Here is a 24627-nt window from a genome sequence, read left to right as displayed (position 1 = left end):
GGTGGACGGCAGCCTCGTCGCGCTGCAGGCGCGCCTTCAGTACACGTTCTCGGACCCGCGGCTGCTGCAGCTCGCGCTCACGCACCGCAGTTTCTCGGCCGACCACAACGAGCGCCTCGAGTTTCTCGGCGACTCGGTGCTGAACCTGGCCGTCTCGCACCTGCTGTACATCCGTCTCTCGGAACTGCCCGAGGGCGACCTGTCGCGCGTGCGGGCCAACCTGGTCAAGCAGGACACGCTGCACCGGCTCGCGCTGGGGCTGGCGCTGTCGCCGCTGCTGCGCCTGGGCGAAGGCGAAGCCCGCTCGGGCGGCCCGAACCGGCCTTCCATCCTGGCCGACGCGCTCGAAGCGCTGATCGGCGCGGTCTACCTGGACGCCGGCTTTGCCGCCGCGCAGGCGCTGGTGCACCGGCTCTACGAGGCGGTCGAGATCAATCCGCGCATGGAAGCCGCCGCGAAAGACCCGAAGACCGAATTGCAGGAATGGCTGCAGGGCCACAAAATGAAGCTGCCGGTGTACCGCGTGGCAGCGACGCTGGGTGCAGCGCACAAGCAGACCTTCGATGTCGAGTGCGAGGTGCCCGAGCTGGGCCTTCGCGAGCGCGGCATCGGCGGCTCGCGCCGCGCCGGCGAGCAAGCTGCCGCGGCCGCCATGTTGATCCGGCTCAAGGCACGCGGCGCCGCGTGAAATCAGAATGAACGATGTAACCAATCCCGCAGCGGGACCCGAAGACACCGCAGGCGACACGCCTGCCACCGGGCCGCAGCACTGCGGCCTGATCGCCATCGTCGGCAAGCCCAATGTGGGCAAGTCGACGCTGCTCAATGCGCTGGTCGGTCAGAAGATCAGCATCACCTCGCGCAAGGCGCAGACCACGCGCCATCGCATCACCGGCATGCGCACGCTGGGCGCCACGCAGTTCGTGTTCGTCGACACGCCGGGTTTCCAGACCCTGCATGCCAACGCGCTGAACAAGTCGCTCAACAAGACCGTGCAGGGCGCGGTGGGCGACGTCGACCTGATCCTGTTCGTGGTCGAGGCCGGCAGCTTCACGCCGGCCGACGAGCGCGTGCTCAAGCTGCTGGGCAAGGGCATCCCCACGGTGCTGCTGGCCAACAAGCTGGACAACGTGCACCGCCGCGGCGACATCGCGCCCTGGCTGCAGACGATGCAGGCCAAGCACAGCTTCGCCGAGTTCGTGCCGATGTCGGCCAAGAACTCGAAGGACGTCGAGCGCCTGTTCGGCATCTGCGAAAAATACCTGCCCGAGCAGGCCTGGTTCTACGACGAGGACGAGCTCACCGACCGCAGCGAGAAATTCCTCGCCGGCGAGCTGGTGCGTGAAAAGCTCTTCCGCCTCACGGGCGACGAGCTGCCCTACACCTCGACCGTCATCATCGACAAGTTCGAGGAAGAGCCGCCCCAGAAGAAGGGCCAGAAGCGCCTGCTGCGCATCGCCGCCACCATCGTGGTCGAGCGCGACGGCCACAAGGCCATGGTGATCGGCGACAAGGGCGAGCGCATCAAACGCATCGGCATGGAAACCCGCGTCGAGCTCGAGAAGCTGGCCGACGCCAAGGTGTTCCTCGAGCTGTGGGTGAAGGTGCGCTCCGGCTGGGCCGACGACGAAGCCCGCGTCCGTTCGTTCGGCTACGAATGAAGTGGCCGCCGCTCATCGCGTTTCGCATGAACCGGCTTACGTGCTCCATCGCTACGACTGGAGCGAGTCGAGCCTGATCCTCGAAGTCTTCACCCGCCACCACGGGCGCATCGCGCTCGTGGCCAAGGGGGCGAAGCGGCCGAGTTCCAATTTCCGTCCCGTGCTGCTGCCGCTGCAGCCGCTGCAGCTGAACTACGGCGGCGACGCCGAGATCCGCACGCTGAAAGGCGCCGAATGGATGGGCGGCCACGTCATGCCGACCGGCGAGGCGTTGCTCTCGGGCTACTACGTCAACGAACTCCTGCTGCGCCTGCTGGCGCGCGACGACGCGCACGAGGCGCTGTTCGACGCCTACGCCGGCGTGGTGCAGGTGCTGGCCGGCGACCATGCGGGCGCCCAGGCCGCGACGCAGGCCGCCGCGCTGCGCGCCTTCGAGCTGCTGCTGTTGCGCTCGGTCGGCCTGCTGCCCTCGCTCGACGTGCAGACGCTCACCCTGGAGCCGCTGGCGGCCCGCACGCGCTACACCCTCGTGCCCGAAGCCGGCCTGCGCCAGGCGGCCAAGGACGAGGCCGCGCTGGCCGGTGCCGACTGGCAGGTGCTGCAGAGCGTGCTCGACGACCGCACCCCGTTCACCGCCACCCTGCGCGAGGTCGCGACCATGAACGCCGGCAGCAACAGTGCCCTGCGCAACCAGCTGCGGGCCTTGCTCAACTACCATTGCGGCGTGACCACGCTGCGCACGCGGCAGATGATGAGAGACCTGCAAGCGCTCTAGCCCGGCGCACGATCGATCGAAACGCCAACCTGAGAACCGAAGCCATGCGTCTGGGTGTCCTCGTCTACGTCGACGACAAGAAAGAAATCGTCGACGAGTTCCACTGGCTGTACCGGAGCATGATCGTCTCCGGCGTCTTCGCGCGCGGCGGCGAGCTGATCGCGGTGTGCCACCCGAACGTCATCGCGCAGCTGCCCGCCGACGACCGGATCGTCGTGATTCCGGGCCTGCCCTACGCCGACCAGCACGCCGAATGGGCGGGCTACGGCTACATCAATTCGATCGCGAACCTGTGCGACCCGGCGGTGCTCGCCGTGTGCCGCAACTACGACGCGATCCTCAAGACCGACTGCGACACCTTCGTCACGCCGGCGCTGGCCAGCTTCGAGCCGACCGGCCTGTGCTTCGGCTTCGGCGCCTATGCGTACCAGGAAGAGGTGCGCCGCAAGCTCTCCGAATGCAGCGCGCGCTGGGGCTTTCCGCATTCGGGGCTGCACAACGTCGGCGCCTCGGTGCTGGGGCCGACCGAGTTCGTGGGCAACTTCGTGCAGGCCCAGCTGGACTACTGCCACAAGCTGCTCGACGAGGAGTTCCGCGATTTCCAGGGCGAGTGGCCCAGCTGGTGCAAGAACGTGCTCACCATGTACGCCGGCGAGCTGGCGCTGCGGCGCACCTACCCCCAGCGCTGCTCGCTGGGCCTGCTCGACCACCTGCCGTACACCGACCGCAGGCTGGGCGGCGACGTGCTGCACATCCACGGCTGGCACACCGACCAGTACTGGTCCAAGCATCATTTCCGTGCCGGCGCCTACGACCACATGGCGCCCGGCGACATCGACAGGACGACGCTCGGCGGCTACTGTCACTGGCTTGCCGTCACCCCCACCGACGACCTCCGGGTCGGTGCGGGCGGCGCATGAACGAAGAGAAGAAAGCGATTGCGTCCATGAGCGATACCTCCGGCACCTCCTCCTCCCTCCCTCGCACCACCACGGCCCTGTCGGTCAACCTCAACAAGGTGGCCCTGGTGCGCAACACGCGCCACCTCGGCATCCCGAGCGTGGTGGGCGCCGCCCAGGCCTGCCTGGCGGCGGGCGCGCAGGGCATCACCGTGCACCCGCGCCCCGACGCGCGCCACATCCGCGCGCACGACGTGAGCGACCTGTCGGAATTGCTGGCGCGCGACTGGCCGGCCATCGAGTTCAACATCGAAGGCAACCCCTTCCACAACCTGATGGACTTCGTGCGCGAGCTCAAGCCGCACCAGGCCACCTTCGTGCCCGACAGCGAGACCCAGTCGACCAGCGACCACGGCTGGAGCTTCCCGGAAGACGCCGAGCGCCTGCGCCCGTTGATCGCCGAAGCCAAGGCACTGGGCGTGCGCGTGAGCCTGTTCATGGACCCGATCCCCGAGATGATGGCCGCCGTCAAGGCCGTGGGCGCCGACCGCGTCGAGCTCTACACCGAGGGCTACGCCGCCTCGCGCGGCACGCCGCAGGAAGCCGCAGTGCTCGCGCGCTACGTGGCCGCGGCGCAGGCCGCCCACGCGGCGGGCCTGGGCGTCAACGCCGGCCACGACCTGAGCCGCGACAACCTCACGCCGTTCCTGCGTGCCGTGCGCGGCGTGCACGAGGTGTCGATCGGCCATGCCTTCGTCGCCGATGCGCTCGAACTCGGGTACGCCGCGACCACGCGCGACTACCTGCGCTGCATCGCCGACGCCGCATGATCTACGGCATCGGGACCGACATCTGCGACGTGCGCCGCATCGCGGCCACCTTCGAGCGCCAGGGCGAGCGCTTCGCCCGCCGGGTCCTGAGCGACGCCGAGTTCGCCATCTGGCAGGCCCGTGCTGCACGTTGGCCCAAGCGCGGCCTGAGCTACCTCGCCACGCGTTTTTCCGCCAAGGAAGCCTTCAGCAAGGCCATCGGCCTGGGCATGCGCATGCCGATGAGCTGGCGCCTGTGCGAGATCGCCAACCTGCGCAGCGGCAAGCCGGTGATCGTGCTGCACGGCGAGCTGAAAGACTGGTTCGAGGCGCAGGGCCTGACGGCGCACGTGACCGTCACCGACGAAACCGAGTACGCCGCCAGCTTCGTGGTGGTGGAAAAGGCCTGAACGAATCTCCGGCGCCGTTGCGCCTTGCCGACCGATCGACCGACATGACCGAACTGAACCACGCGCCGCTCCTCATCGATGTGGCCGGCACCGAACTCACCGCCGCCGACCGCCGGCGCCTCGCGAACCCGCATGTGGGCGGCGTGATCCACTTCACCCGCAACTGGCAGGACCGCGCGCAGATGACCGCGCTGAACGCCGAGATCAAGGCGATCCGGCCCGACCTGCTGATCTGCGTCGACCACGAAGGCGGGCGCGTGCAGCGCTTTCGCACCGACGGCTTCACGCGGCTGCCCTCGATGCGCAGCCTGGGCGAGCTGTGGATGCACGATGCCCTGCGCGCCACGCAGGTCGCTACTGCGGCCGGGCAGGTGCTGGCCGGCGAGTTGCGCGCCTGCGGCGTCGACTTCAGCTTCGCGCCGGTGCTCGACCTGGACTACGGCGGCAGCAGCGTGATCGGTGACCGCAGCTTCCACCGCGACCCGCGCGTGGTCGCGCTGCTCGCCAAGAGCGTGATGCACGGCATGCTGCAGATGGGCATGCGCAACTGCGGCAAGCACTTTCCGGGGCACGGCTTCGTGCAGGCCGACTCGCACGTCGAGATCCCGGTCGACCGGCGCAGCCTGAAGGCCATCCTGGCCGACGACGCGCGGCCCTACGACTGGCTGGGCGGCACGCTCGCGGCCGTGATGCCGGCCCACGTGATCTACCCGAAGGTCGACAAGCGGCCGGCGGGTTTCTCCGAGAAATGGCTGAAGGACATCCTGCGCCAGCGCTTCGCGTTCGACGGCGCGGTGTTCAGCGACGACCTGAGCATGGAGGCCGGTCGCTACATCGACGGCCAATTGCTGAGCTACACCGACGCCGTGCTGGCGGCCCTTGCAGCGGGTTGCGACCTCGCGCTGCTGTGCAACCAGAGCATCGGCGAAGGCCGGCCGCTCGACGAAATGCTCGACGGCTTCACCGCCGCAGCGGCCGACGGGCGCTGGCAGGGCGATGCGGCCAGCGAGGCGCGGCGCCGGTCGCTGCTGCCGGGCGACGAAGCGTTCGACTGGCAGGCGCTCACGGCCTCGACGCGCTACTTGCAGGCGCAACGCCTGCTGGCCGGCGCTCAGTCGCGGAAGGGCCGCACCGGCAGCTGATTCGCCGCGGGGCCGAGCAACGCGGCCACCTCGGGCGTCTCGAACAGCGACTCCAGCCAGGGCTTGTCGGCCAGGCCGGCCTGGAAGAACACCTGCAGCAGCCGCAGGGTTTCGGTGCGCAGCGCGCGCGTCAGCATTTCAGCGTCGATTCGCGGCATGCCGGCGGGCGCGGCGCAGGCGTGCGCCACGGTGCGCAGCAGCTGTTCGGCGAAGTCGCGCTGCGGCGGCCACAGGTGCGCGTAGAGCTGGGCGATGAGGTCGATGTCTTCCACACGGCTGCGCGGCAGCAGGTGACGCAGCACCGCGCGCCGCGCGCGCATGGCGAGCGAGGCGGCCTGCGCGAGGTCGGCCGGCGGCGCGACCGGTGCCGCGCGGTGCAGCAGCTCGGGAATGACCGCGAAGCGTGCGCCGGCCACGATGCAGCGGCACAGCATCTGCAGGCCGTCGTGCACCGCGAACTCGGGGTCGTGGCGCACGCCGGTGCGTTCCAGGAAGCGGCGGCGCACCAGGCAGGCCGACAGCCGCAGCGGCTCGGGGCCCAGCGCTTCGGCCACGATCTCGTCGTGCCGCTGGGCGTACTTCAGCGGCCCGGCCGCCGTTTCGCTCCAGCAGCCGACGATGTCCAGGTCCGGGCAGGCGGCGAGCAGTGCGGCCTGCCGCTGCAGGCGGCCGGGCAAGGCGCGGTCGCCCGCATCGGCGAAGACGACGTGCTCGCCAGTGGCTTGTGTGAGCGCGAGGTTGCGCAAGGTGGCGCGGTCGCAGGGCACGGGGAGCGCGATCCAGCGCAGGTCGGGGGCGATGGCGCGCGCCTCGCTTTCAGCTGCTGCGGGCAGGCCTGCCGCCACCACGACCAGTTCCAGCGCCACGTCGGCTTGTGTCGTCCAGTCGCGCAGGTCCTGCAGCCAGTCGTCGCGGCTGCCGTCGGGCACCACGCTGATGGTGAGGCAGACCGTCACGCGCGGCATCGCCACGGGCGGCACGCGGTCGGGCTGCTGGGCGCGCCAGGCGAAGTAGCGTTCGAGCGCGGGGCCGATGTCCGGCGGCGCGAAGGCCCGCTCGAGCGTGTCGAGCCCGTCGCGTTCGAGCTGCGCGCGGCGCGGCGCATCGGCGACCAGCGCGACCACGGTGTCGACCAGCTGGTCGTAGGGCACGCCCACCACCGCATCGCGAAAGGCGGGGTCGATCTCGCTGTCGGGGTAGAGCTCGCAGACCACGGCCTTGCGATGGCGCAGCAGGATCGACAGCCGCGGCGTTTCGACCACGCGGGACGCTTCCCAGTTGTGCAGGTTCAGCATGACCTTGGCGCGGCGCATGCGGTCTTCGCGCTCGGCCTGGGTCCAGAATCCGCCGCGCGTCATCTCGACGCGCAGGCCGCGCGCCATCAACGCCTCCAGCACGTCGATCCGGCGCTGCGTGAACGAACCGAAGAAACAGACGTCGATGTCGCGCTCTTCCTCGGGCAGGACTTCCGACAACGGCAGGATGCGGGCCGCGTCGGGCTCCCAGCCGAGCGGCACGTAGTCGGCGTTCTGGTAGCCGAGCTCGCGGTGGCGATGGAAGTTGGTCTTGCTGTACTCCCACAGGTAGCAGCGCGGGAGCAGGTCGAGGTAACGGTCGTTCCAGGCATGCGTGCCTTCGACCATCGGCTCGAAGTTGACGACGATGCAATTCGGGTGGAACGGCTCGAGGCTCTTCCAGGGGAAGTTCCAGAAGAAGAACAGGATGTTGATCGCGCCGGGGTCGATGTTCGCCGGCGTGTAGCTCGTCGGGTAGCCCAGCCGCTCGGCCGCCAAGCGGTAGGTCCGCACGATGTCGCCGCAGACCGCGTCTTCGGACAGTGACGTGAAGTGCAGCCGTGGCAGGGTCATGGGCGACGACTGTACCGGGTCAGTCCGCGGCCGGCGCGCCCACCGCCGCGGGCCACAGCGGCGCACCGCCCGCCTCCAGGTGCGTCAGGTACAGGCGCAATTCGAACTCGAAGCGGTGGTACTCGGGCTCCATGTGCGTGCACAGCGCGTAGAAGGGCTTGTCGTGGTTCTTCTCGCGCGTGTGGGCCAGCTCGTGCACGACGATCATGCGCAGCCATTCGAGCGGCACGGTCTTGAACAGGCTGGCCACGCGGATCTCGCGCTTGGTCTTGAGCTTGCTGCCCTGCACGCGCGCGATGGTGGTGTGGGTGCCCAGCGCATGGCGCACCACGTGCAGCTTGTTGTCGAACACCGCCTTGGCCAGCGGCTCGGCCTTGCGCATGTACTCGCCCTTGAGTTCGCAGGCGTAGTCGTACAGCGCGCGGTCGGTGCGGATGTCGTGCAGGCCGGCGTAGCGTCCGCGCAGCAGGGCGCCGAGCTTGTCGGCCGCCATCAGCTCGCTCACCTGCGCCAGCAGCGCGGGCGGGTACGCGGACAGGTACTTCATCGGTGGTTCACCCCGCCGTGCGCGCCGAGTAGGCGAGCCCGGCCGCCACGCCGCCGAGCAGGTCGCCTTCGATCAGCGGTACGCCCGCGAAGCTCGCGCGCAGCGCCCGCTGGAACGGGCGCAGGGCCGACGAGCCGCCGGTGAGGTAGATGGCGTCGAGGTCGCCGCTGCGCAGGCCGGCGCGCTTCACGCAGGCGTGGGCGCAGGCCACCACGTTTTCGAGCGGCGCCGCGAGCTGCTGCGCCATGTCGGTCGGCGTCAGCGCCGACACCAGCCCCGCCTCGATGCACGACAGGTCGATCTGCACCTCGGCGTCGCTGACCGAGCCGTTGATCTTGGCCTGTTCGACCTCGCTGGCGATGCGGTGGCCGTGGCGTTCCTCGAGCACCGTCATCAGGCGGTCGTGCAGCTGGCGGTCGCTGTAGCTGGTGCGCAGCTCGCGCGCCTGGCGCACGGCCTTCGGGGCGTAGAGCCAGTTGATCAGATGCCAGGACGACAGCTCGAAGAACACCTTGCTGGGCACCTCGCGCCCGCTCGGGCCGAGGTGGCGCAGCCCGAGCAGCGGCATTACGCGCTCCAGGTTCAGGCGCTGGTCGAAGTCGGTGCCGCCGATGTGCACGCCGCTGGTGGCCAGCACGTCGTCGGCGCGGTCGGGGCGCGCCATGCGCTCGGGGCCCAGGCGCACCACGGTGAAGTCGGAGGTGCCGCCGCCGATGTCGACGATCAGGATCAGCGATTCGCGCGTGACGCGCTGCTCGTAGTCGAAGGCCGCCGCAATGGGCTCGTACTGGAAGGACACGTCGCGCAGGCCGGCGGCGCGGGCGGCGTGGCGCATGCTTTCCTCGGCGCGCTGGTCGCGCTTGGCGTCGTCGTCGACGAAATGCACCGGGCGCCCGATGACCACGCGCTCGGGGCGCTGCCCCAGCTCGCGTTCGGCGCGCGTCACCAGCTCGTGCAGGAAGCGCGCGATGATGTCCTCGAAGCTGACCAGTCCGTCGTAGACGGCGGTTTTTTCCTGCATCAGCGGGCTGCCGAGCAGGCTCTTGAGCGAGCGCATGAGCCGGCCTTCGACGCCGGACAGGTACAGCGCGATGGCATCGCGGCCGAAGTGCGTGCTGCGGTCCTCGGCGTTGAAGAAGAGGGCGGTCGGCAGCGTGGTGGCGCTGCCTTCGATGGGCAGCAGGCGCGCGGCCTCGCCGGGGGAGGCAAAGGAAACCGCGGAATTCGAAGTGCCGAAGTCGATGCCGATGGCCGGGGTGCGTAGGGGATTCATTCAAGCAGGAAATCGGAGGGCCCAAGAGTGTAGAGGGTCGGCCGGAGCGCGCGATAGACTGCGCCCCAATGACCACCCCACCCGGACGCCGTCGATGCCGCTGTGCCTGACCTTCTTCGACCGGCTCGACGAGCCGGTGCTGCGCAACCACAGCCACTACTGCCGCCGTTTCGGCTACCCCCATGCCTGGGTGGAGAGCGAGCGCGCCGGGCATCCCGCGCTGCGCGACTGCGCGAAGTACGCCGAGATGCTGCGCCGTCTGCGCGGCCTCGACCAAGGCGACTGGCTGCTCTTTCTCGACGGCGATTCGGTGGTGTTCCATCCGATGGCTGTCGAAACGCTCCTGGAAGGCCGCGACCTGCTCGTGGTGGACGGGCCCAAGGGCCTGCCGCTGTGCAACCTGATGATCCTGCGCAACACGGCGGCCAACCGCGCGCTGCTGCATGCGCTCATCCGGGCGACGAGCCAGGTGGTGGCGCGCGTCACGCCCCGCCTCGACGCCGCGGCGCTGCTGCGTCCGGCCGGCATGCTGTCGTGCAACGGGCTCATCGGCGACTGCTACGTGAACGTCTCGTGGCGCATCGCGAACTGGTTCACCGCCCGCATCTTCGTGGTGCACCTGGCGCCTCTGGTGGAGCTGGATGCCGAGGGCCGCGTGGTGGACGAGCTGCTGCACGACGCGAACCTGCAGCGCCTGCTGGTGCGCCGGGTGAACGCGGCGCTGATCGACGGAGAGCCCGTGTTGCCGCCGCCGGCCTATCCGGCGATCTCGGAAGACGTGTATTCATGCGTCAACCCGCAGGCGCCCATTGCCTTCGTCACGCTCTACACGCACCACATCAACGACTACGCGCGCGTGTCGGAGCACAACGTGCGGCGCTACTGCGAGCGGCACAGGTACGGCTACCACGTCTACCGCGCCATCCCGGACGAGCTCGATCCGTCGATCAGCGGCGCCTGGGTGAAGAGCTGGCTCGTGAAGCGGCATCTCGCGCAGCACCAGTGGGTGGTGTGGATCGACGCCGACACGCTGTTCGTCAACCAGACCCAACGCATCGAGCCGCTGCTCGAAGGCCGCGACCTGCTGTTCGCCAAGGACATCGGCGCGTGGGACGTCAACTCGGGCGTGATGGGGTTCCGCCACACCGAGCGCAACCTCGAACTGCTCACGCAATTGTGGGAGCACATCACCGGCGTCGACGACAAGTCGACCGTGTACGCCAGCCAGGGCGACCAGTACTACACGAACGTGGTGCTGGGCGAAAACGGCCTGATCGGCGATGCGGTCATTACCGACCTGCTGAGCATCAACACGCCGCCGCACCTGGCGGGTGACGACAGCCTGCTGGTGCACTTCGTGGGGCTCGGGGAGCCCTACCGGTCGGTGTACATGGCGGACGTCGACGCGCGGTCCAAGCGCCTGGGCTGAGCGGGCGGCGCACGCCGCGCTTCAGCCGCCGAAGGTGTAGGTCGTGGGGTAGCTGTTCGACGCCATCTCGCGCTCGTTGTCGTCGCGGAAGTCGCCGTGGTGCGGGCTGAGCAGATAAAGGTTGCGGTCGGCGCACAGCCGCGCCAGGTCGTCGGCCGATGCGACCTGCAGCGAGAGCCCGCCCAGCGTCAGCACCAGGGGGAAGGGCTCGGCCTGATGGCGCTCGTAGATGCCGCGGCCTTCGCCGAGGTAGTCGCGCCGGTGGTCGATCACGCGAAAGCCCGTCTGGTAGAACATCTTGCGCGCATCGAAGTCCGTGAAGAAGCGCAGGTGCGTGAAGTCGAGCAGGCCCCAGTGGGTGTAGCGCCAATGCCCGCGCATGGCGTCGTACAGCATCGGCAGGTTGGACGCGTTCGGCAGGCTGACCAGGATCTGCGCATCCGGCGCGACGATGCGCTTCAGGCCGCTGAGCAGCTGCCACGGATTGACGAGGTGCTCGAGCACGTCGAACAGGCACACGAGGTCGAAGGGGCGCGTGAGCCCCATCGCGGCGAAGTCGACGGTTTCCACGTCCTGCTCGACGACCTTGTCGAAATGTTCGCGCGCCACCTGCGCCGCCGAGGCGTTGAACTCGCAGCCCCAGAGTTCGCAGCCGGGGTGGCGCCGGCGCAGTTCGTGGCCCACGCCACCGGAGCCGCAACCGATGTCGAGGGCGACCGTGGGAGGACGCTGGATCATGTCCAGGCACTCGGGCCTGGGGTTGAACGGGTAGACGTATTCCTTCTTGTCGCGGTCTTGCCAGAGAAAGTCGGTCACGGACAGCGTCCCTGTCGGGTGGGTCAGCCTTCCCGGCGCAGCGCCGGGAACAGGATCACGTCGCGGATGCTCGGCGAATCCGTCAGCAGCATCATCAGGCGGTCGATGCCGATGCCGCAGCCGCCGGTGGGCGGCATGCCGTATTCGAGCGCGCGCACGAAGTCGTGGTCGTAGAACATGGCTTCGTCGTCGCCGCTGTCCTTGGCGGCCACCTGTGCGTTGAAGCGCGCGGCCTGGTCTTCGGCGTCGTTCAGCTCGCTGAAGCCGTTGCCGAATTCGCGGCCGGTGATGTACAGCTCGAAACGCTCGGTGACCTCGGGGCGCTCGTCGTTGGCGCGTGCCAGCGGCGAGATCTCGGTCGGGTGCTCCATGATGAAGGTCGGCTGCCAGAGCTTCTCTTCCACGGTCTCCTCGAAGTACATCACCTGCAGGCTCGCGAGGCTGCGCTGCGAGAGCTTGTCCTTTTCTTCGCTCAGGCCGAGCTTGCGCAGGGCGTTGATGAGCCAGGCGGTGTCGTCCACGCCATCGCCCGCATCGGTGTGCTTGAGGATCGCTTCGCGGATCGTCAGGCGCTCGAAGGGCTGCGTGAGGTCGACGGCCTTGCCGCCGTAGGTGAGCTGCTGCGTGCCCACGGCCTTGTCGGCGATGGTGCGGATCAGCGTCTCGGTGAAGTCCATCAGGTCGCGGTAGTTCCAGTAGGCCGCGTAGAACTCCATCATCGTGAACTCGGGGTTGTGCCGCACCGAGATGCCCTCGTTGCGGTAGCTCCGGTTGATCTCGAACACGCGCTCGAAGCCGCCGACGATCAGGCGCTTGAGGTACAGCTCGGGCGCGATGCGCAGGAACATCTCCTGGTCGAGCGCGTTGTGGTGCGTCTTGAACGGCTTGGCGTTCGCGCCGCCCGGAATGGGGTGCAGCATGGGCGTCTCGACTTCGAGGAAGTCGTTGGCCACCATGAACTCGCGCAGCGCGCTCACGGCCTTGCTGCGCGCGGTGAAGCGCACGCGGGCCGACTCGTCGGTGATCAGGTCGACATAACGCTGGCGGTACTTCTGCTCCTGGTCGGCCATGCCGTGGAACTTGTCGGGCAGCGGGCGCAGGCTCTTGGTGAGCAGGCGCAGGCGGCTGACCTTGATCGACAGCTCGCCGGTTTTGGTCTTCATGAGCGTGCCTTCGGCACCGAGGATGTCGCCGAGGTCCCAGCGCTTGAAGTCGGCGTACGCCTCTTCACCGATGGCGTCGCGCGTCACGTACAGCTGGATGCGGCCGGTGGCGTCCTGCACGGTCGCGAAGCTGGCCTTGCCCATCACGCGCTTGAGCATCATGCGGCCGGCCACGCTGATGGCGACGGCCTGTGCTTCGAGCGCCTCGGGCTCGGTGCCGCCATGCTGCTCGACCAGCGCCGCGGCGCGGTGGCCGGGTTTGAAGTCGTTCGGGAACGCGACCCCCTTGCCTTCGGTCTGCGCCGTGCGCAGCAGCTTGAGCTTTTCGCGGCGTTCGACGATGAGCTGGTTGTCGTCGGCCGTGGACGTGGGAGAAGAGGAGGGCAGTTGTTCGTCGGACATGGGAGGCGTGTGGGGGCGCAGCAAGAAGAGGAGGGTGTGCGCGGGCCGTGCATTTTAGCCCATCGGCCTTGAGCGGAATCGGCCTGAAGCGCCCGTCAGTTCTGTGAGGGTTGCTATCAAAAGTGGAGCTTAACCCTCAACGTTTTCAGCCGTTCGGCGGTGTCGCGGCGTCTGGCGTGCCCGCGTGGCGGTGCGCGATCCGTTGGGCGTCGTGCTGCATCACCAGCGTGCGCAGGCGATCCGGGTAGCCCATGTAGTGCAGCATGAAGCTGTCGCCGTCGTACAGCGCAGGGTGCGAATTGAAGGACACGCCATCGGAACGCGGCATGGCCGCGTCGCCGCCGGCTTCGGCCCAGGCGGCGACGAAGAAGGCCTGGTCACCGCCCGAGGCGTAGACACCGCGCTTGTCCTGCACGGCGTCGATGAGCGCCTGCACGCGCTGCAGGTAGGCGATGCAGGCCGGCGTGTTCGAGAACACCATGAAGCCGCTGTTGAACTCGTAGCCCGACACGTCGCGCGCCAGCGCCATTGGCCGGCCACGCAGGATGGACGTGAGCGGCCGTGTGCGGTCATGGATGAGGATGTCGGCATCGACCCACGCGACCTGTTCGTGTTCGGCCAGGTGCTTGAGCAGCAGCCGGGGCTTGATCCAGTTGCCGGCCACGCGGCCCCGCAGGTCGGCGGGCAGGTCGCGGTAGACGTGGTGGGTGTGGCCGTGGTGGTCGGCGTACGCGGCGATGTTGCGCTCCGACAGCGTGGCGTAGCCGGCGATGTTGGGCGTGTAGCTGGTCAGCAAGGCGACGGGGCGGCCGGGGTTGCGCACTTCGTAGTCCGGCTGGCCCGTGGGGGGCGGCGGCAGGTCGTCGTAGAGCTGGCCGTCGCGCGCGAGCACCGCGTTCAGGTGCGCGACGAAGAGGCTCCGCACCCGCATGTCCTGGACATCGATGTGGACCGCGGGATTGAACGAGAGCACGAAGGCCGAGACCTCCGGCAGGTAGTGGCCGAAGCGGGCGAACAGCAGGTTGGGGTAGTGCCGGCCGTCGATGAGCTGGTGGTGCGGATGGGCCGCCAAGCCTTCGAGCTCCCGGTGCGCCCAGCGGTCGGTGCCCGCGTCGGGCGCGGTGCGCAGGCGTTCGAGCACTTGGGCCACCAGGGCCGTCGCCTCGGGGCCCGCACGCAGCATGAAGCAGCTGCCTTCGGGGCGGTGGTGGTGCTCGTTCTCGGCGATCCAGTAGGGCGCGTCGCCGATCACGGTCGGCGCGGGCAGTGGGGCGAGAAAGGCCGCGTCGTCGTCCGCGAAGACCAGCAGCGTGCCGTCGGGCGCATCGGCCAGCGCGGCGCTCACCACGCTGTACTTGTAGACCAGCAGCGTGCGCGCGCTGTTGTGCGGCGTGCCGATGGCGTGCAGGCGGTGCGCGTAGCCCCAGCGGGCGCAGTAGGCGCGGTGGTTGTCTGCGAAGGCCTCCGCGCCCGCGCGCAGCAGGATCGAATGGAAGCGGACCGGCGCCGGGCTCATCTCGCAGCGGGCCGGGTCTAGTCGGTGATGCCGGTGCGCGCCAGCAGGTCGCTGACCAGCTCCAGGCGCATCAGCGGGCTGTCGAGTTCCATCAGGCGCTGCTTGAGTTCCAGCTGCATCGGCACCAGCTCGCACCAGCGGTTGGCCACCCACCCGCAGTCGTCGAGGCGATAGGGCGCGCCGATCGGCAGGCGCACGGTGTCGCCCTGCGCGTGGCGGCGCTCTTCGAGGGTGTCGATCAGGCGGCGCAGCGCGGTGGCAGTGTGGCGCAGGTCGTCGGGGATCTCGAGGTCGACATCGTCGGCGACGGCGTCGACCTCGGCGATCCACAGGCCGTGCTTCTGCAGCTCGCTGCTGCGCACGCGAAAGCGCTGCGTGCCGACGCATTCGATCTGCAGCAGGCCGCTTTGCGGCGCGTCGAAGGTGCGGATGTCGGCGAGCGTGCCGACGGCGGCAAAGCTTTCGGCTTCGGCGCCGGCCTTGCGCACTTCGGCGCCGCTGGTCAGGCTGACGACGCCGAACGGGGTGCCGGCCTTGCGGCACTTGCCGACCATGTCGAGGTAGCGGACCTCGAAGACACGCAGCGGCAGCAGGCCGCCGGGAAACAGGACCGTACCGAGCGGAAAGAGAGGAATGCGCACGTTGAAAAGGGCCGGGCCAGTCGCCGCGGTCAGCTGGGTTGAAGGATCAGGTTGAGGACGGTCGCGTGTTCGGGCCGCAGTATCCCCTGCATCTGGAACGCGTGGCGCGCGTGGTTGAGCAGGTTCAGGATCGACTGCTGGCACTCGCCGGCGCTCTGGCCCCAGCGCGTGTCGACCTCGGACAGGGCGCTGTGCGCCGCGCGATGCAGGTCGACCAGGTGGGCCAGGGTCTGGGGCATGTCGCCGGGGTTGCGGTACAGCGTGAGCAGCTGTTCGCACTCACGGCCCCGCAGGCGCGGGAAGACCAGCGGCAGCAGGCGCCGGTAGATGCGGTCCTTCGAGGCGTAGAGCCGGTCGCGCGGCAAGGTGCGGGAGGTCATGCCCGGGTGGATGCGGTAGCGCGTCAGTGGCTCGGGCAGGTTCGCGAAGCGCGCGCCGTGCAGCATGCAGTCGACCCAGAACCCGAGGTCGTCGACGGCGTAGAGGTTGGGGTCGAACTGCAGCCCGTGCGCGCGGTAGAAGTCCAGGCGCCCGGTCGTGCTCTGGTTCGCGAGGTAGTCGTAGCCCTCCACCATGCGGGCCTTGATCGTCGCGTCGTCCAGCGGCAGGCCGGTGACGCCGGCCTGGTCCTGGAAGTGCTCGAGCTGGCTGCCGACGACGGTGATCGACGGGTTGCTTTGCAGGAACGCGACCTGCTTGGCGAAGCGCTCCGGCGTGGCGCAGTCGTCGTGGTCGACGCGCGCCAGGTAGGTGCCCCGGGCCATCGCCATCGCGAGGTTCATGTTGGCCGGCAGGCCGACGTTGCAGGCGTTGCGGTGCCGCCGGATGCGCGGGTCGTCGAAGGCCGCCAGGCGCTCCCAGGTGCCGTCGGTGCTGGCGTCGTCCATGACCAGCAGCTCGAAGTCGGTGAAGGTCTGTGCCTGCAGCGACTGCAGCGTCTCGATGAGGAACTCGCCGCTGTTGAAGGTGGGGAGCACGACGCTGAGCAAAGGCATGGGGTTCCGTAGGGCGGTGTGGCCGGGGGCGAGGCTTGTGGTCCAGAATCGGAGCAGTCGCGCGCGTGCGCACCTCCCTGCCCTTCCGACATGTTGTACCAGATACCCTCGTTTCTTCTCGACGTGATCGTCGGCCTGCTCGGCGGCGCCTGCCTGCTGCGCCTGTACATGCAGTACCACCGCGTGCCCTTCGGCAATCCACTGGGGCGTTTCGTGTTCGCCATCACCGACTGGATCGTGCTGCCGCTGCGGCGCATCGTGCCCGCGGTGAAGCGCTGGGACCTCGCGAGCCTGATCGCGGCCTGGCTGCTGGTGATGCTCAAGTTCCTGGTGCTGTGGCTGCTGGCCGGCAGCCTGGCGCGGATCACGGCGCTGCCGCTGGTGTCGCTGGTCGGCCTGCTGCAGCTGGCGGTGTCGGGCCTCACGGCGCTGCTGGTGGTGTACGCGGTGCTGTCGTGGATTCCGGGCGCCTCGCCGATGCTGCTCGACCTGATCTCGCGCCTGGCCGAGCCGCTGGTGCGGCCCTTCCGTCGCTTCATTCCGCTGATCGGCGGCGTCGACCTGTCGCCGCTGGCCGCCATCGTGGTGCTGCAGGTGGTGGCGATCGTGCTGGGCAACCTGCTGGTCTTCGCGTTCCGGCTCGGCGCCTGACGCGTCGGGGTACCCCAGACAGCAAAACGCCCGCACCGCCTTTCGGCGTGCGGGCGTTCAGGCCGAGGCCCGAAGCGATCAGAGCACCGCGTCGGCCGGCTGGCGCAGCAGCATGGCCAGCGTGCTGGCGATGGTCTTGCGCAGTTCGCGGCGGTCGCTGATGAAGTCGATCGCGCCCTTGGTCTGCAGGAACTCGGCGCGCTGGAAGCCTTCGGGCAGCGTCACGCGCACGGTCGACTCGATCACGCGCGGACCGGCAAAGCCGATCAGCGCCTTGGGCTCGGCGATCACCACGTCACCCACGAAGGCGAAGCCGGCGCTCACGCCGCCCATGGTCGGGTCGGTCAGCACGCTGATGTAGGGCAGGCCCTTCTTCGCCAGGCGCGTGAGCGCGGCGTTGGTCTTGGCCATCTGCATCAGCGAGAGCAGGCCTTCCTGCATGCGCGCGCCGCCGGTAGCGGTGAAGCAGATGAACGGCACCTTCTGCTCGATGGCGGTCTCGACGCCGCGCACGAAGCGCTCGCCGACCACGCTGCCCATGGAACCGCCCATGAACTCGAACTCGAAGCAGGCCACGACCACGCTGATGCTGTGGACGGAGCCGCCCATGACGACCAGCGCGTCGGTCTCGCCGGTGTTCTCCAGCGCTTCTTTCAGGCGCTCGGGGTACTTGCGGCTGTCCTTGAACTTCAGGGCGTCGACCGGCAGCACTTCCTGGCCGACTTCGTAGCGGCCTTCGGCGTCCAGGAAGGCATCCAGGCGCGCGCGGGCGCCGATGCGGTGGTGGTGGCTGCAACTCGGGCAGACGTTCTGGTTGTGCTCGAGGTCGGTCTTGTACAGAACGGTCTCGCAGGCCGGGCATTTGATCCACAGGCCCTCGGGCACCTGGCGGCGCTCGGACGGGTCGGTTTGTGCGATCTTGGCGGGTAGCAGTTTTTCAAGCCAGCTCATGGGGGCTCCTTGTGAGGGCAGTGATTATCGACCAGCCGCGTTCTTGGCCGTGGCGGCCGGCAGGGCGTCGAGCGCCTCGCGGATGCCGGCCAGGAATTCGCGCACCGTGGGCACCACGTTTTCGCGGGGCTGGTCTTCGATGAGTTGAATGATCTTCGTGCCGATGACCACGGCGTCCGCCGCCGAGCCGATGGCCTGCGCCGTGCGCGCATCGCGGATGCCGAAGCCCACGCCGACGGGGATGCTCACGTGCTCGCGGATGCGCGGGATCATGCGCCCGACCGCCTCGGTGTCGAGATGGCCGGCGCCGGTCACGCCCTTGAGCGACACGTAGTACACGTAGCCGCTCGCGATGCGCGCCACCTGCGCCATGCGCTCGGCGGTGCTGGTGGGGGCCAGCAGGAAGATCAGGTCGATGCCGGCGGCCTTGAGGTCGGCGGCGAAGTCCTCGCATTCCTCGGGCGGGTAGTCGACGACCAGCAGGCCATCGACGCCGGCCGCGGCCGCGTCGCGGATGAAGGCCTTCTTGCCGTGCACGAGGTCGTAGCGCTCGACCGGGTTGGCGTAGCCCATGAGCACGACCGGCGTGGTCGTGTCCTGGGCGCGGAACGCCGCCACCATGGCGAGCACCTGCTTCATGCCGACGCCCAGCGCCAGCGCGGCCTCGCCGGCCTTCTGGATCACGGGGCCGTCGGCCATCGGGTCGGAGAAGGGCACGCCCAGCTCGATCACGTCGGCGCCGGCCTCGACCATGCCGTGCATGAGTTCGGGCGTGATGTCGGCGAAGGGGAAACCGGCGGTGACGTAGGGGATCAGCGCGCGACGGCCTTGCGTTTGCAGGGCCTGGAACTTGGCGGCAATGCGGCTCATCACTTGCCTCCCTTCACGCTCAGACCGCGCATCGAGGGGCGGTCGTAGAAATCGACGCCCGACAGGTCGGCGACGGTGCCGATGTCCTTGTCGCCGCGGCCCGAGAGGTTCACGAGGATCGACTGGTCGGGGCGCATGGTCTTGGCGAGCTTCAGGGCGTAGGCCATGGCGTGGCTGGATTCGAGCGCGGGAATGATGCCCTCCGTGCGGCACAGGTAGTGGAAGGCTTCGAGCGCCTCGACGTCGGTGATGCCGACGTACTCGGCGCGGCCGATGTCGGCCAGGTAGGCGTGCTCGGGGCCGACGCCCGGATAGTCGAGGCCGGCGCTGACGCTGTGCGTCTCGGTGATCTGGCCATCGTCGTTCTGCAGCAGGTAGGTGCGGTTGCCGTGCAGCACGCCGGGGCTGCCGCGCAGGATCGAGGCGGCGTGCTTGCCGCTGTCCAGGCCTTCGCCGGCCGCTTCCACGCCGATGAGGCGCGTGCCCGCGAACGGAATGTAGGGATGGAAGATGCCGATCGCATTGCTGCCGCCGCCCACGCAGGCGACCACCACGTCGGGCTGTTTGCCCTCGGCTTCACCGGTGATGCCGTCGGCCGCGAGCATGGCGGGCATCTGCGCGATGCACTCGGTGCCGATCACGCTCTGGAAGTCGCGCACCATCGTCGGGTAGGGGTGCGGGCCCGCCACCGTGCCGATGATGTAGAAGGTGTTTTCGACGTTGGTGACCCAGTCGCGCATGGCCTCGTTGAGCGCGTCCTTCAGCGTCTTGCTGCCGGATTCGACGGGCACGACGGTCGCGCCCAGCAGGTTCATGCGGTAGACGTTGGGGCTCTGGCGCTTCACGTCCTGGCTGCCCATGTAGACCACGCATTCGAGGCCATAGCGCGCGCAGATGGTGGCCGTGGCCACGCCGTGCTGGCCGGCGCCGGTCTCGGCGATCACGCGGGGCTTGCCCATGCGGCGCGCGAGCATCGCCTGGCCGATCACGTTGTTGATCTTGTGCGCGCCGGTGTGGTTCAGGTCTTCGCGCTTCAGGTAGATCTGCGCGCCGCCCATTTCGCGGCTGGTGCGCGCGGCGTGGTAGATCGGCGAGGGGCGGCCGACGAAGTGCTTCAGCTCGTAGTGGAACTCGGCCAGGAAGGCCGGGTCGTCCTTGAACTTCGCATACGCGTCGCGCAGCTCGTTGATCGCGTGCGTGAGCGTTTCGCTCGCGAAGGTGCCGCCGTAGGGGCCGAAGTGGCCGCTGGCGTCGGGTTGCTGGTAGTCCTGAAATTGGCTTTGCATGGTTCTCGATCGATGGGCCGCAGCCCGAATGCGATCGGGTGCGGCGGCTAACTGGAGAAGGACGAAGCGTCGGCAGCCGAGGCTTTGACAGTGTTCGCCGCATCTGCGGCTCTCACGGCGGCGACGAATGCCCGGATCTTTCCGGCGTCCTTGAGGCCCTTGTGCCCGGGACCGTCGATTTCGACGCCCGAGCTCACATCAACGGACAGCGTCTTGCAGCGCGTCCGCAGGCTGTGAATGCCATCGCTCACGTTTGCAGGTGTGAGCCCACCACTCAAGACGAGGTGAGCGTCGACGGCGGGTGGAAGAAGTGACCAATCGAAAGCCTTGCCGCCTCCGCCATAACCTTCGACATGGGCGTCGAGCAGGATGGCCTGGGCGCGGGAGTAATCGGACGCGTATTTTACGAGGTCGAAGCCGGCCCCGGCAGCCCCCAGTGGAATCCGGGCAGCGCGCATGTAACGAAAGCGTCCCGGGCCGGTGGCTTCCTCGCACTGTTCGGGCGTTTCTTCCCCGTGGAACTGCGCGATGGCGCCTTTCACGCGGGCCAGGGAGGCCAGGACTTCGGGCGCGTCCGCGTTCACGAACAGCAGCACCGGCGTGATGAAGGGCGGCAGGCGCGAGGCCAGCTCGGCGGCGCGCTCGGCGCTCACGGCGCGCGGGCTCTTCGGGTAGAGCACGAAACCGATCGCGTCGGCGCCGGCCTCGACCGCCGCGTCCACGTCGGCCTCACGCGTGAGGCCACAGATCTTGATGCGGGTGCGTGGGGCGAGAGGAGCAAGAGATGTCATGGCGGGCCATCATACGAAGCCCGCTCGCCCTGGAACGTGGCCTCGGCCGGCAGACCCCACTTGGCGTCGTACAACGGGCCGAGGAAGTACAGGCCGTCGGCGGAGAAGGTGGGGGCCGCGACCTTGCGGCTTCGCGCTTCGAGCACCTCGGTGATCCATTCGGGCCGTTCATCGCCGCGGCCGATGCGCACCAGGCTGCCCATCAGGTTGCGGATCATGTGGTGCAGGAAGGCGTCCGCCTCGAACTCGAAATGCCAGCGGCAGCGTTCGCCGTTGCCCACGCGCGTGATCTCCAGGCGCCGCAGGTCCTTGACCGGCGAGAGGGCCTGGCAGGCCGAGGCGCGGAAGGAGCTGAAGTCGTGCCGGCCCACCAGCAGCGCTGCCGCGGCGCGCATCGCATCGCCGTCGAGCGGGTACATCGACCAGCCGACCCGGCCCGCATCGAGGCTGGGCCGCACGGGCGACTGCGAGAGCACGTAGACGTAGCGGCGCGCCAGGGCGCTGGCGCGGCAATGGAATTCGTCGGGCACCGGGTGCGCCCACTGCACCGCGATGTCGTCGGGCAGGTAGCGGTTGGTGCCACGCATCCAGGAGAACGGGTCGCGCTCGATGTCGGTGTCGAAGTGCACCACCTGCATCAGCCCGTGCACACCGGCGTCGGTGCGGCCGGCGCACAGCGTGCTGACCCGGCTGCCGGCGGGCAGGCCGGCGAACTTCGCGAGGGCGGCTTCGAGCTTGTCCTGCACCGTGCGGCCCGAGCGCTGGCTCTGCCAGCCCTCGTATGCCTGGCCGTTGTAGCGGATGCCGAGTGCCAGCCTCACGAAGCGATCAGAAGGGCAGTCGGCAACCGGCTCAGCGCAGTTCGGCGAGCAGCTGCTTGGCTTGCGACTTGAGGTCGCCGGCGCTTTCGGCTTCGACTTCCTCGACCAGCGAGCGCGCGCCTTCGACGTCGCCGATGGCCTGCAGTTCGCGGGCCAGCGAGAGCTTCACGGCGTGCGGGTTGTCGTCACCGTCGTCGTCCAGGGCGGACGGCGAGGTGGCCACGGCCGCGGAGCGCGGTGCTTCGGCGGCGGAGCGGGCCGGCAGGCCGGCGAGGGCGCTCATGTCGAACTCGATGAAGCCCGAATCGGCGGGCAGCGTGTCGCGCAGCATGGCCGGGCGGGTGTTGTGCTCCGCGTCGTTCAGCGACGAGGGGCGGGTGTGGGCCGTCAGCGCGCCGGGGGCCGTGTCGAAATCGTTTTCAAGGTCGACAGGTGCTGCGGCGTGGCCGTTGCTCAGCGGGGCCGGTGCGGCCGTCGGCGCGTAGACCGACTTCGGCAGGCTGGCACCCACCGGAGCAGGTGCCGGTGCGGGCGGCTGGGTCAGGTCGAGGTCGAAGTCCAGTGGTGCGACCGAGGGCATGAAGGCCGGCGGGGCCGATGCCACGGGCGGTGCGGCCGGGGGCGGCGGTGCCACGACGGCGGCTGCGACTGCGGCAGCCGGCTTGGCGGCAGCGGCCAGCGCGCCGGCGAATGCGGCGGTTTCGGCCTGGCTGGCGCCACGCGCGGTGCCCGTGCCCGATTCGTACAGCGGGTTGCCCGGGTCGAGGTCCTTGCCCATGTCGACCACGCGGTTCCATTCGGAGCCCGCGCCGTTGGTCAGCTTGTGCACTTCGGTGGCCAGGCCGTCGAAGGCGCGCACATCGCGGCGCTTGGCGTGGATTTCGAGCAGCTTCAGGTGGATGGCGGTGCGGTCCGGGTTCAGGCGCAGCGCTTCACGCAGGATTTCCTCAGCCTGCAGGTCGCGGCCGTAGGCGAGGTAGACGTCGGCCTCGGCGACCGGGTCGACATCGCCCGCGTCGAGCTGGCTCGGCGAGTACGACAGCGACGACACGGTGGAATCGCCGCGGTTCTTGGTGTCGACCGATTCGCCGCCGCTGGCGCCGAAGAACGAGTCCTTGGGAATGCGGCTCTCGAGGAACACGCTTTCGCTCATCTCTTCGCGGCGGCGGCCCAGCACGCGGTACAGCAGGAAGCCGACCAGCAGCGCGATCAGCGCGGCGCCGGCGAGCATCAGCGGGTTGTCGAGCAGCTCGTCGAGGAAGCTGCGCTCCGGCGGGGGCGGCGGCGGTGCGGCCTTGACCACAGGCTTGGGAGCGACGATGGGCGCGGCGGCGGCTGCAGCGCTGGCTGCGGCTGCCACGGGCAGGGCGGCTGCGTCGGTGGCCGACGGTGCGGCGGCTGCTGCAGCGGAGGCCGCGGCGACCGGGGGCGTTGCAGCAGCCACTGGCGCGGCTGCAGGCGCCGGCGTTGCCGGTGCGGGGGCTGCGGCGGCAGGGGCCGCAGGAGCGGCCGCGACCGCTGGCGTCGGCGTCGTGGCCCCGGCCAGCGGCGCGGGAACGGCGATACCGGGCGTGGTGGCCGGCGCTGCAGGCGCGGCGGCCGCAGCGGACGAGCCGGTGCCCGTGCCAGCACCGGACTTGAGCTTGTTCAGCTCGTTGATGTTCTTCGTGAGTTCTGCGACGCGGTTGCTGCTGTCCTGCGCCTGGCGGGCCTGCGCGACCTTTTCATCGGCGGCGCGCGCGGCGGCGTTGCCTTGCGACACTGTGAGCTTGTCGGGTGCGCTGGCGGCGGCATTGCGGTCTTCCACGCTGGCTTGCAGCTTGCCCGAGGCCTGGCGGCTCGCGGCGGCCACGTTGGTGGTTGGGGCGTTTTCGGCGAGGCGCTGGCGGTAGCTGCCGAAGTCGCGGCTTTGCGCGGTGATCGTGCGGCGTGCGTCGGCGGCCGGCACGGCGCTCGCTGCGGCAGCGTTCGGCAGGTCGAGCACGGCACCGGCCTTCATCCGGTTGACGTTGCCGCCGACGAAGGCGTCGGGGTTGGCGTTCAGCAGCGCGACCAGCATCTGGTCGAGCGAAACATCGGCGGGCTTGTGGGCGGAGGCGATCTTGCCGGCGGTGTCGCCGCGGCGCACCGTGACCTGTTCGCCGCTGCCGCCACTACTGCCGCTGGGCGCGGCGACGGCGGCACGTGCCGGCGCAGGAGCTGGCGCGGCCGCAGGGGCCGGTGCTGCTGCCGCGGGTGCGGGCGTTGCAGCGACTGCAGGCGCGGGTTCGCGGCGCACGCGCGGGGCGGGCGCGGGGCGCTCGACCGGCGTGGCGATCTGCGGCGCGATGGGCGTCACTGGTGCGGCTGCCGCCTGGCGCGTGGCCGGCGGATCGAGCAGCACGGTGTAGTCGCGCACGATGCGGCCTGAGGCGCCATTGGCTTCGAGCAGCAGGTCGATGAAGGGGTCGTTGAGCGGGCGGTTGCCGGCCAGGCGCACGACGTACTGGCCGCCGGCGCGGCGCTGCAGCGTGGCTTTCACGTCGCCCAGGGCCGCGTTGTACGGGATGCCTGCGTTCTTGAAGGCTTCGGCCGTGGCGATGTTGATCTTCAGGCCTTCCGCCTCGTTGGCGGCCATTTCAGTGACATCGATCTCGGCGCGCAGCGGTTCGCCCAGTGCCGACTGCACCCGCAGCGGTCCCAGCGCGAAGGCGCTGGCGTCGGCGCTGGCCAGTCCCAGCGTCAGGGCCGCAGCGGCACCCAGGATGGAAAGGCGCCAGCCATTCGACGGCAGGGCGGGGCGGGCGGCCGAAGGGCGGGCCGCGGGCAACAGATGTCTTGTCATGCTGATAGGGGCGGCTCAGGCCCTGAATTTGTAAGAGGACGTTAGCATCATCAACATGCACTGACAAGGCAATGCGCCTGATCTACC

At 69.2% G+C, this 24627-nt stretch carries 23 protein-coding genes; 9 read left to right on the top strand and 14 right to left on the bottom strand.

Features of this window, described 5'->3' with window-relative positions; translation table 11 throughout:
* The first annotated feature begins 1 nt into the window (after position 1).
* Genes rnc through nagZ form a run of 7 tightly spaced genes read left to right on the top strand, consistent with a single transcriptional unit; the run spans position 2 to position 5696 of the window.
* Positions 2-688 (top strand): ribonuclease III, encoded by a 687-nt coding sequence (gene rnc / locus AC1RL8_RS14625; RefSeq protein WP_056572447.1) that lies wholly within the window; start codon positions 2-4, stop codon positions 686-688.
* A 7-nt stretch (positions 689-695) separates the two neighbouring features.
* Positions 696-1661: a GTPase Era gene (gene era, locus AC1RL8_RS14620; RefSeq protein ID WP_492684626.1), complete on the top strand. Its 966-nt coding sequence runs from the start codon at positions 696-698 to the stop codon at positions 1659-1661.
* Position 1662: 1 nt separating this feature from the next.
* The gene (gene recO, locus AC1RL8_RS14615; RefSeq protein WP_062475523.1) at positions 1663-2436 is read left to right on the top strand and encodes a DNA repair protein RecO; all 774 of its coding nucleotides are present in this window, start codon (positions 1663-1665) and stop codon (positions 2434-2436) included.
* A gap of 44 nt (positions 2437-2480) precedes the next feature.
* Positions 2481-3356 (top strand): DUF7164 domain-containing protein, encoded by an 876-nt coding sequence (locus AC1RL8_RS14610; protein WP_492684625.1) that lies wholly within the window; start codon positions 2481-2483, stop codon positions 3354-3356.
* 26 nt (positions 3357-3382) lie between these two features.
* Positions 3383-4165 (top strand): pyridoxine 5'-phosphate synthase, encoded by a 783-nt coding sequence (locus AC1RL8_RS14605; RefSeq protein ID WP_492684624.1) that lies wholly within the window; start codon positions 3383-3385, stop codon positions 4163-4165.
* The gene (gene acpS / locus AC1RL8_RS14600) at positions 4162-4554 is read left to right on the top strand and encodes a holo-ACP synthase (RefSeq protein ID WP_056572075.1); all 393 of its coding nucleotides are present in this window, start codon (positions 4162-4164) and stop codon (positions 4552-4554) included. The genes AC1RL8_RS14605 and acpS overlap by 4 nt, the downstream gene beginning before the upstream one ends.
* Before the next feature lie 44 nt (positions 4555-4598).
* Positions 4599-5696, top strand: a complete 1098-nt coding sequence (gene nagZ / locus AC1RL8_RS14595) for a beta-N-acetylhexosaminidase (RefSeq protein ID WP_492684623.1) — start codon at positions 4599-4601, stop codon at positions 5694-5696.
* Here the strand turns inward: nagZ and AC1RL8_RS14590 are convergent.
* The 3 genes from AC1RL8_RS14590 to AC1RL8_RS14580 are packed head-to-tail and all read right to left on the bottom strand — an operon-like array spanning position 5666 to position 9384.
* A complete protein-coding gene (locus AC1RL8_RS14590; protein ID WP_492684622.1) occupies positions 5666-7564 on the bottom strand; it encodes a glycosyltransferase family A protein in 1899 nt (632 codons plus the stop codon). The two genes, nagZ and AC1RL8_RS14590, sit on opposite strands and share 31 nt — an antisense overlap.
* A gap of 19 nt (positions 7565-7583) precedes the next feature.
* Positions 7584-8111, bottom strand: coding sequence for a YgjP-like metallopeptidase domain-containing protein (locus tag AC1RL8_RS14585; protein ID WP_062475511.1), 528 nt, complete (start codon positions 8109-8111; stop codon positions 7584-7586).
* 7 nt (positions 8112-8118) lie between these two features.
* Positions 8119-9384 carry an Hsp70 family protein gene (locus AC1RL8_RS14580; protein ID WP_492684621.1) on the bottom strand — a complete coding sequence of 422 codons (1266 nt, stop codon included), beginning with the start codon at positions 9382-9384 and terminating at the stop codon, positions 8119-8121.
* A gap of 94 nt (positions 9385-9478) precedes the next feature.
* Here AC1RL8_RS14580 and AC1RL8_RS14575 point away from each other — a divergent pair, with 94 nt between their 5' ends.
* On the top strand, positions 9479-10813 hold the full coding sequence (locus AC1RL8_RS14575; protein ID WP_492684620.1) for a galactosyl transferase GMA12/MNN10 family protein: 1335 nt from the start codon (positions 9479-9481) through the stop codon (positions 10811-10813).
* A gap of 21 nt (positions 10814-10834) precedes the next feature.
* Here AC1RL8_RS14575 and AC1RL8_RS14570 read toward each other — a convergent pair whose 3' ends face one another.
* The 5 genes from AC1RL8_RS14570 to AC1RL8_RS14550 all read right to left on the bottom strand — a co-directional run bounded on the left by AC1RL8_RS14570 (position 10835) and on the right by AC1RL8_RS14550 (position 16346).
* Positions 10835-11629, bottom strand: a complete 795-nt coding sequence (locus AC1RL8_RS14570; protein ID WP_492684619.1) for a class I SAM-dependent methyltransferase — start codon at positions 11627-11629, stop codon at positions 10835-10837.
* Positions 11630-11652: 23 nt separating this feature from the next.
* Positions 11653-13194: a lysine--tRNA ligase gene (gene lysS, locus AC1RL8_RS14565; RefSeq protein WP_492684618.1), complete on the bottom strand. Its 1542-nt coding sequence runs from the start codon at positions 13192-13194 to the stop codon at positions 11653-11655.
* A gap of 145 nt (positions 13195-13339) precedes the next feature.
* Positions 13340-14710 (bottom strand): glycosyltransferase family protein, encoded by a 1371-nt coding sequence (locus AC1RL8_RS14560; protein WP_492684617.1) that lies wholly within the window; start codon positions 14708-14710, stop codon positions 13340-13342.
* A gap of 17 nt (positions 14711-14727) precedes the next feature.
* On the bottom strand, positions 14728-15351 hold the full coding sequence (locus AC1RL8_RS14555; RefSeq protein WP_223301401.1) for an LON peptidase substrate-binding domain-containing protein: 624 nt from the start codon (positions 15349-15351) through the stop codon (positions 14728-14730).
* Between the two features lie 29 nt (positions 15352-15380).
* Positions 15381-16346 carry a glycosyltransferase family 2 protein gene (locus AC1RL8_RS14550; protein ID WP_390341939.1) on the bottom strand — a complete coding sequence of 322 codons (966 nt, stop codon included), beginning with the start codon at positions 16344-16346 and terminating at the stop codon, positions 15381-15383.
* A gap of 90 nt (positions 16347-16436) precedes the next feature.
* On the opposite strand from AC1RL8_RS14550, the gene AC1RL8_RS14545 reads away from it, so the two are divergent.
* Positions 16437-16997 carry a YggT family protein gene (locus tag AC1RL8_RS14545; protein ID WP_056572059.1) on the top strand — a complete coding sequence of 187 codons (561 nt, stop codon included), beginning with the start codon at positions 16437-16439 and terminating at the stop codon, positions 16995-16997.
* Between the two features lie 78 nt (positions 16998-17075).
* Here AC1RL8_RS14545 and accD read toward each other — a convergent pair whose 3' ends face one another.
* The 6 genes from accD to AC1RL8_RS14515 are packed head-to-tail and all read right to left on the bottom strand — an operon-like array spanning position 17076 to position 24540.
* Positions 17076-17948, bottom strand: a complete 873-nt coding sequence (accD, locus tag AC1RL8_RS14540; RefSeq protein WP_056572057.1) for an acetyl-CoA carboxylase, carboxyltransferase subunit beta — start codon at positions 17946-17948, stop codon at positions 17076-17078.
* Between the two features lie 24 nt (positions 17949-17972).
* The gene (gene trpA / locus AC1RL8_RS14535) at positions 17973-18818 is read right to left on the bottom strand and encodes a tryptophan synthase subunit alpha (RefSeq protein ID WP_492684616.1); all 846 of its coding nucleotides are present in this window, start codon (positions 18816-18818) and stop codon (positions 17973-17975) included.
* Positions 18818-20104 carry a tryptophan synthase subunit beta gene (gene trpB / locus AC1RL8_RS14530; RefSeq protein WP_062475486.1) on the bottom strand — a complete coding sequence of 429 codons (1287 nt, stop codon included), beginning with the start codon at positions 20102-20104 and terminating at the stop codon, positions 18818-18820. Before trpB ends, trpA begins: the two co-directional genes overlap by 1 nt.
* Before the next feature lie 47 nt (positions 20105-20151).
* On the bottom strand, positions 20152-20895 hold the full coding sequence (locus AC1RL8_RS14525; RefSeq protein ID WP_492684615.1) for a phosphoribosylanthranilate isomerase: 744 nt from the start codon (positions 20893-20895) through the stop codon (positions 20152-20154).
* A complete protein-coding gene (gene truA, locus AC1RL8_RS14520) occupies positions 20892-21716 on the bottom strand; it encodes a tRNA pseudouridine(38-40) synthase TruA (protein ID WP_492684614.1) in 825 nt (274 codons plus the stop codon). The genes AC1RL8_RS14525 and truA overlap by 4 nt, the downstream gene beginning before the upstream one ends.
* A gap of 31 nt (positions 21717-21747) precedes the next feature.
* Complete coding sequence (locus AC1RL8_RS14515) at positions 21748-24540, bottom strand: FimV/HubP family polar landmark protein (RefSeq protein WP_492684613.1); 2793 nt, start codon at positions 24538-24540, stop codon at positions 21748-21750.
* Positions 24541-24627: the final 87 nt, after the last annotated feature.

The organism is Variovorax sp. GW822-FHT04E09 (genome assembly GCF_058800845.1).
This window is presented reverse-complemented; position numbering and strand designations above follow the sequence as displayed.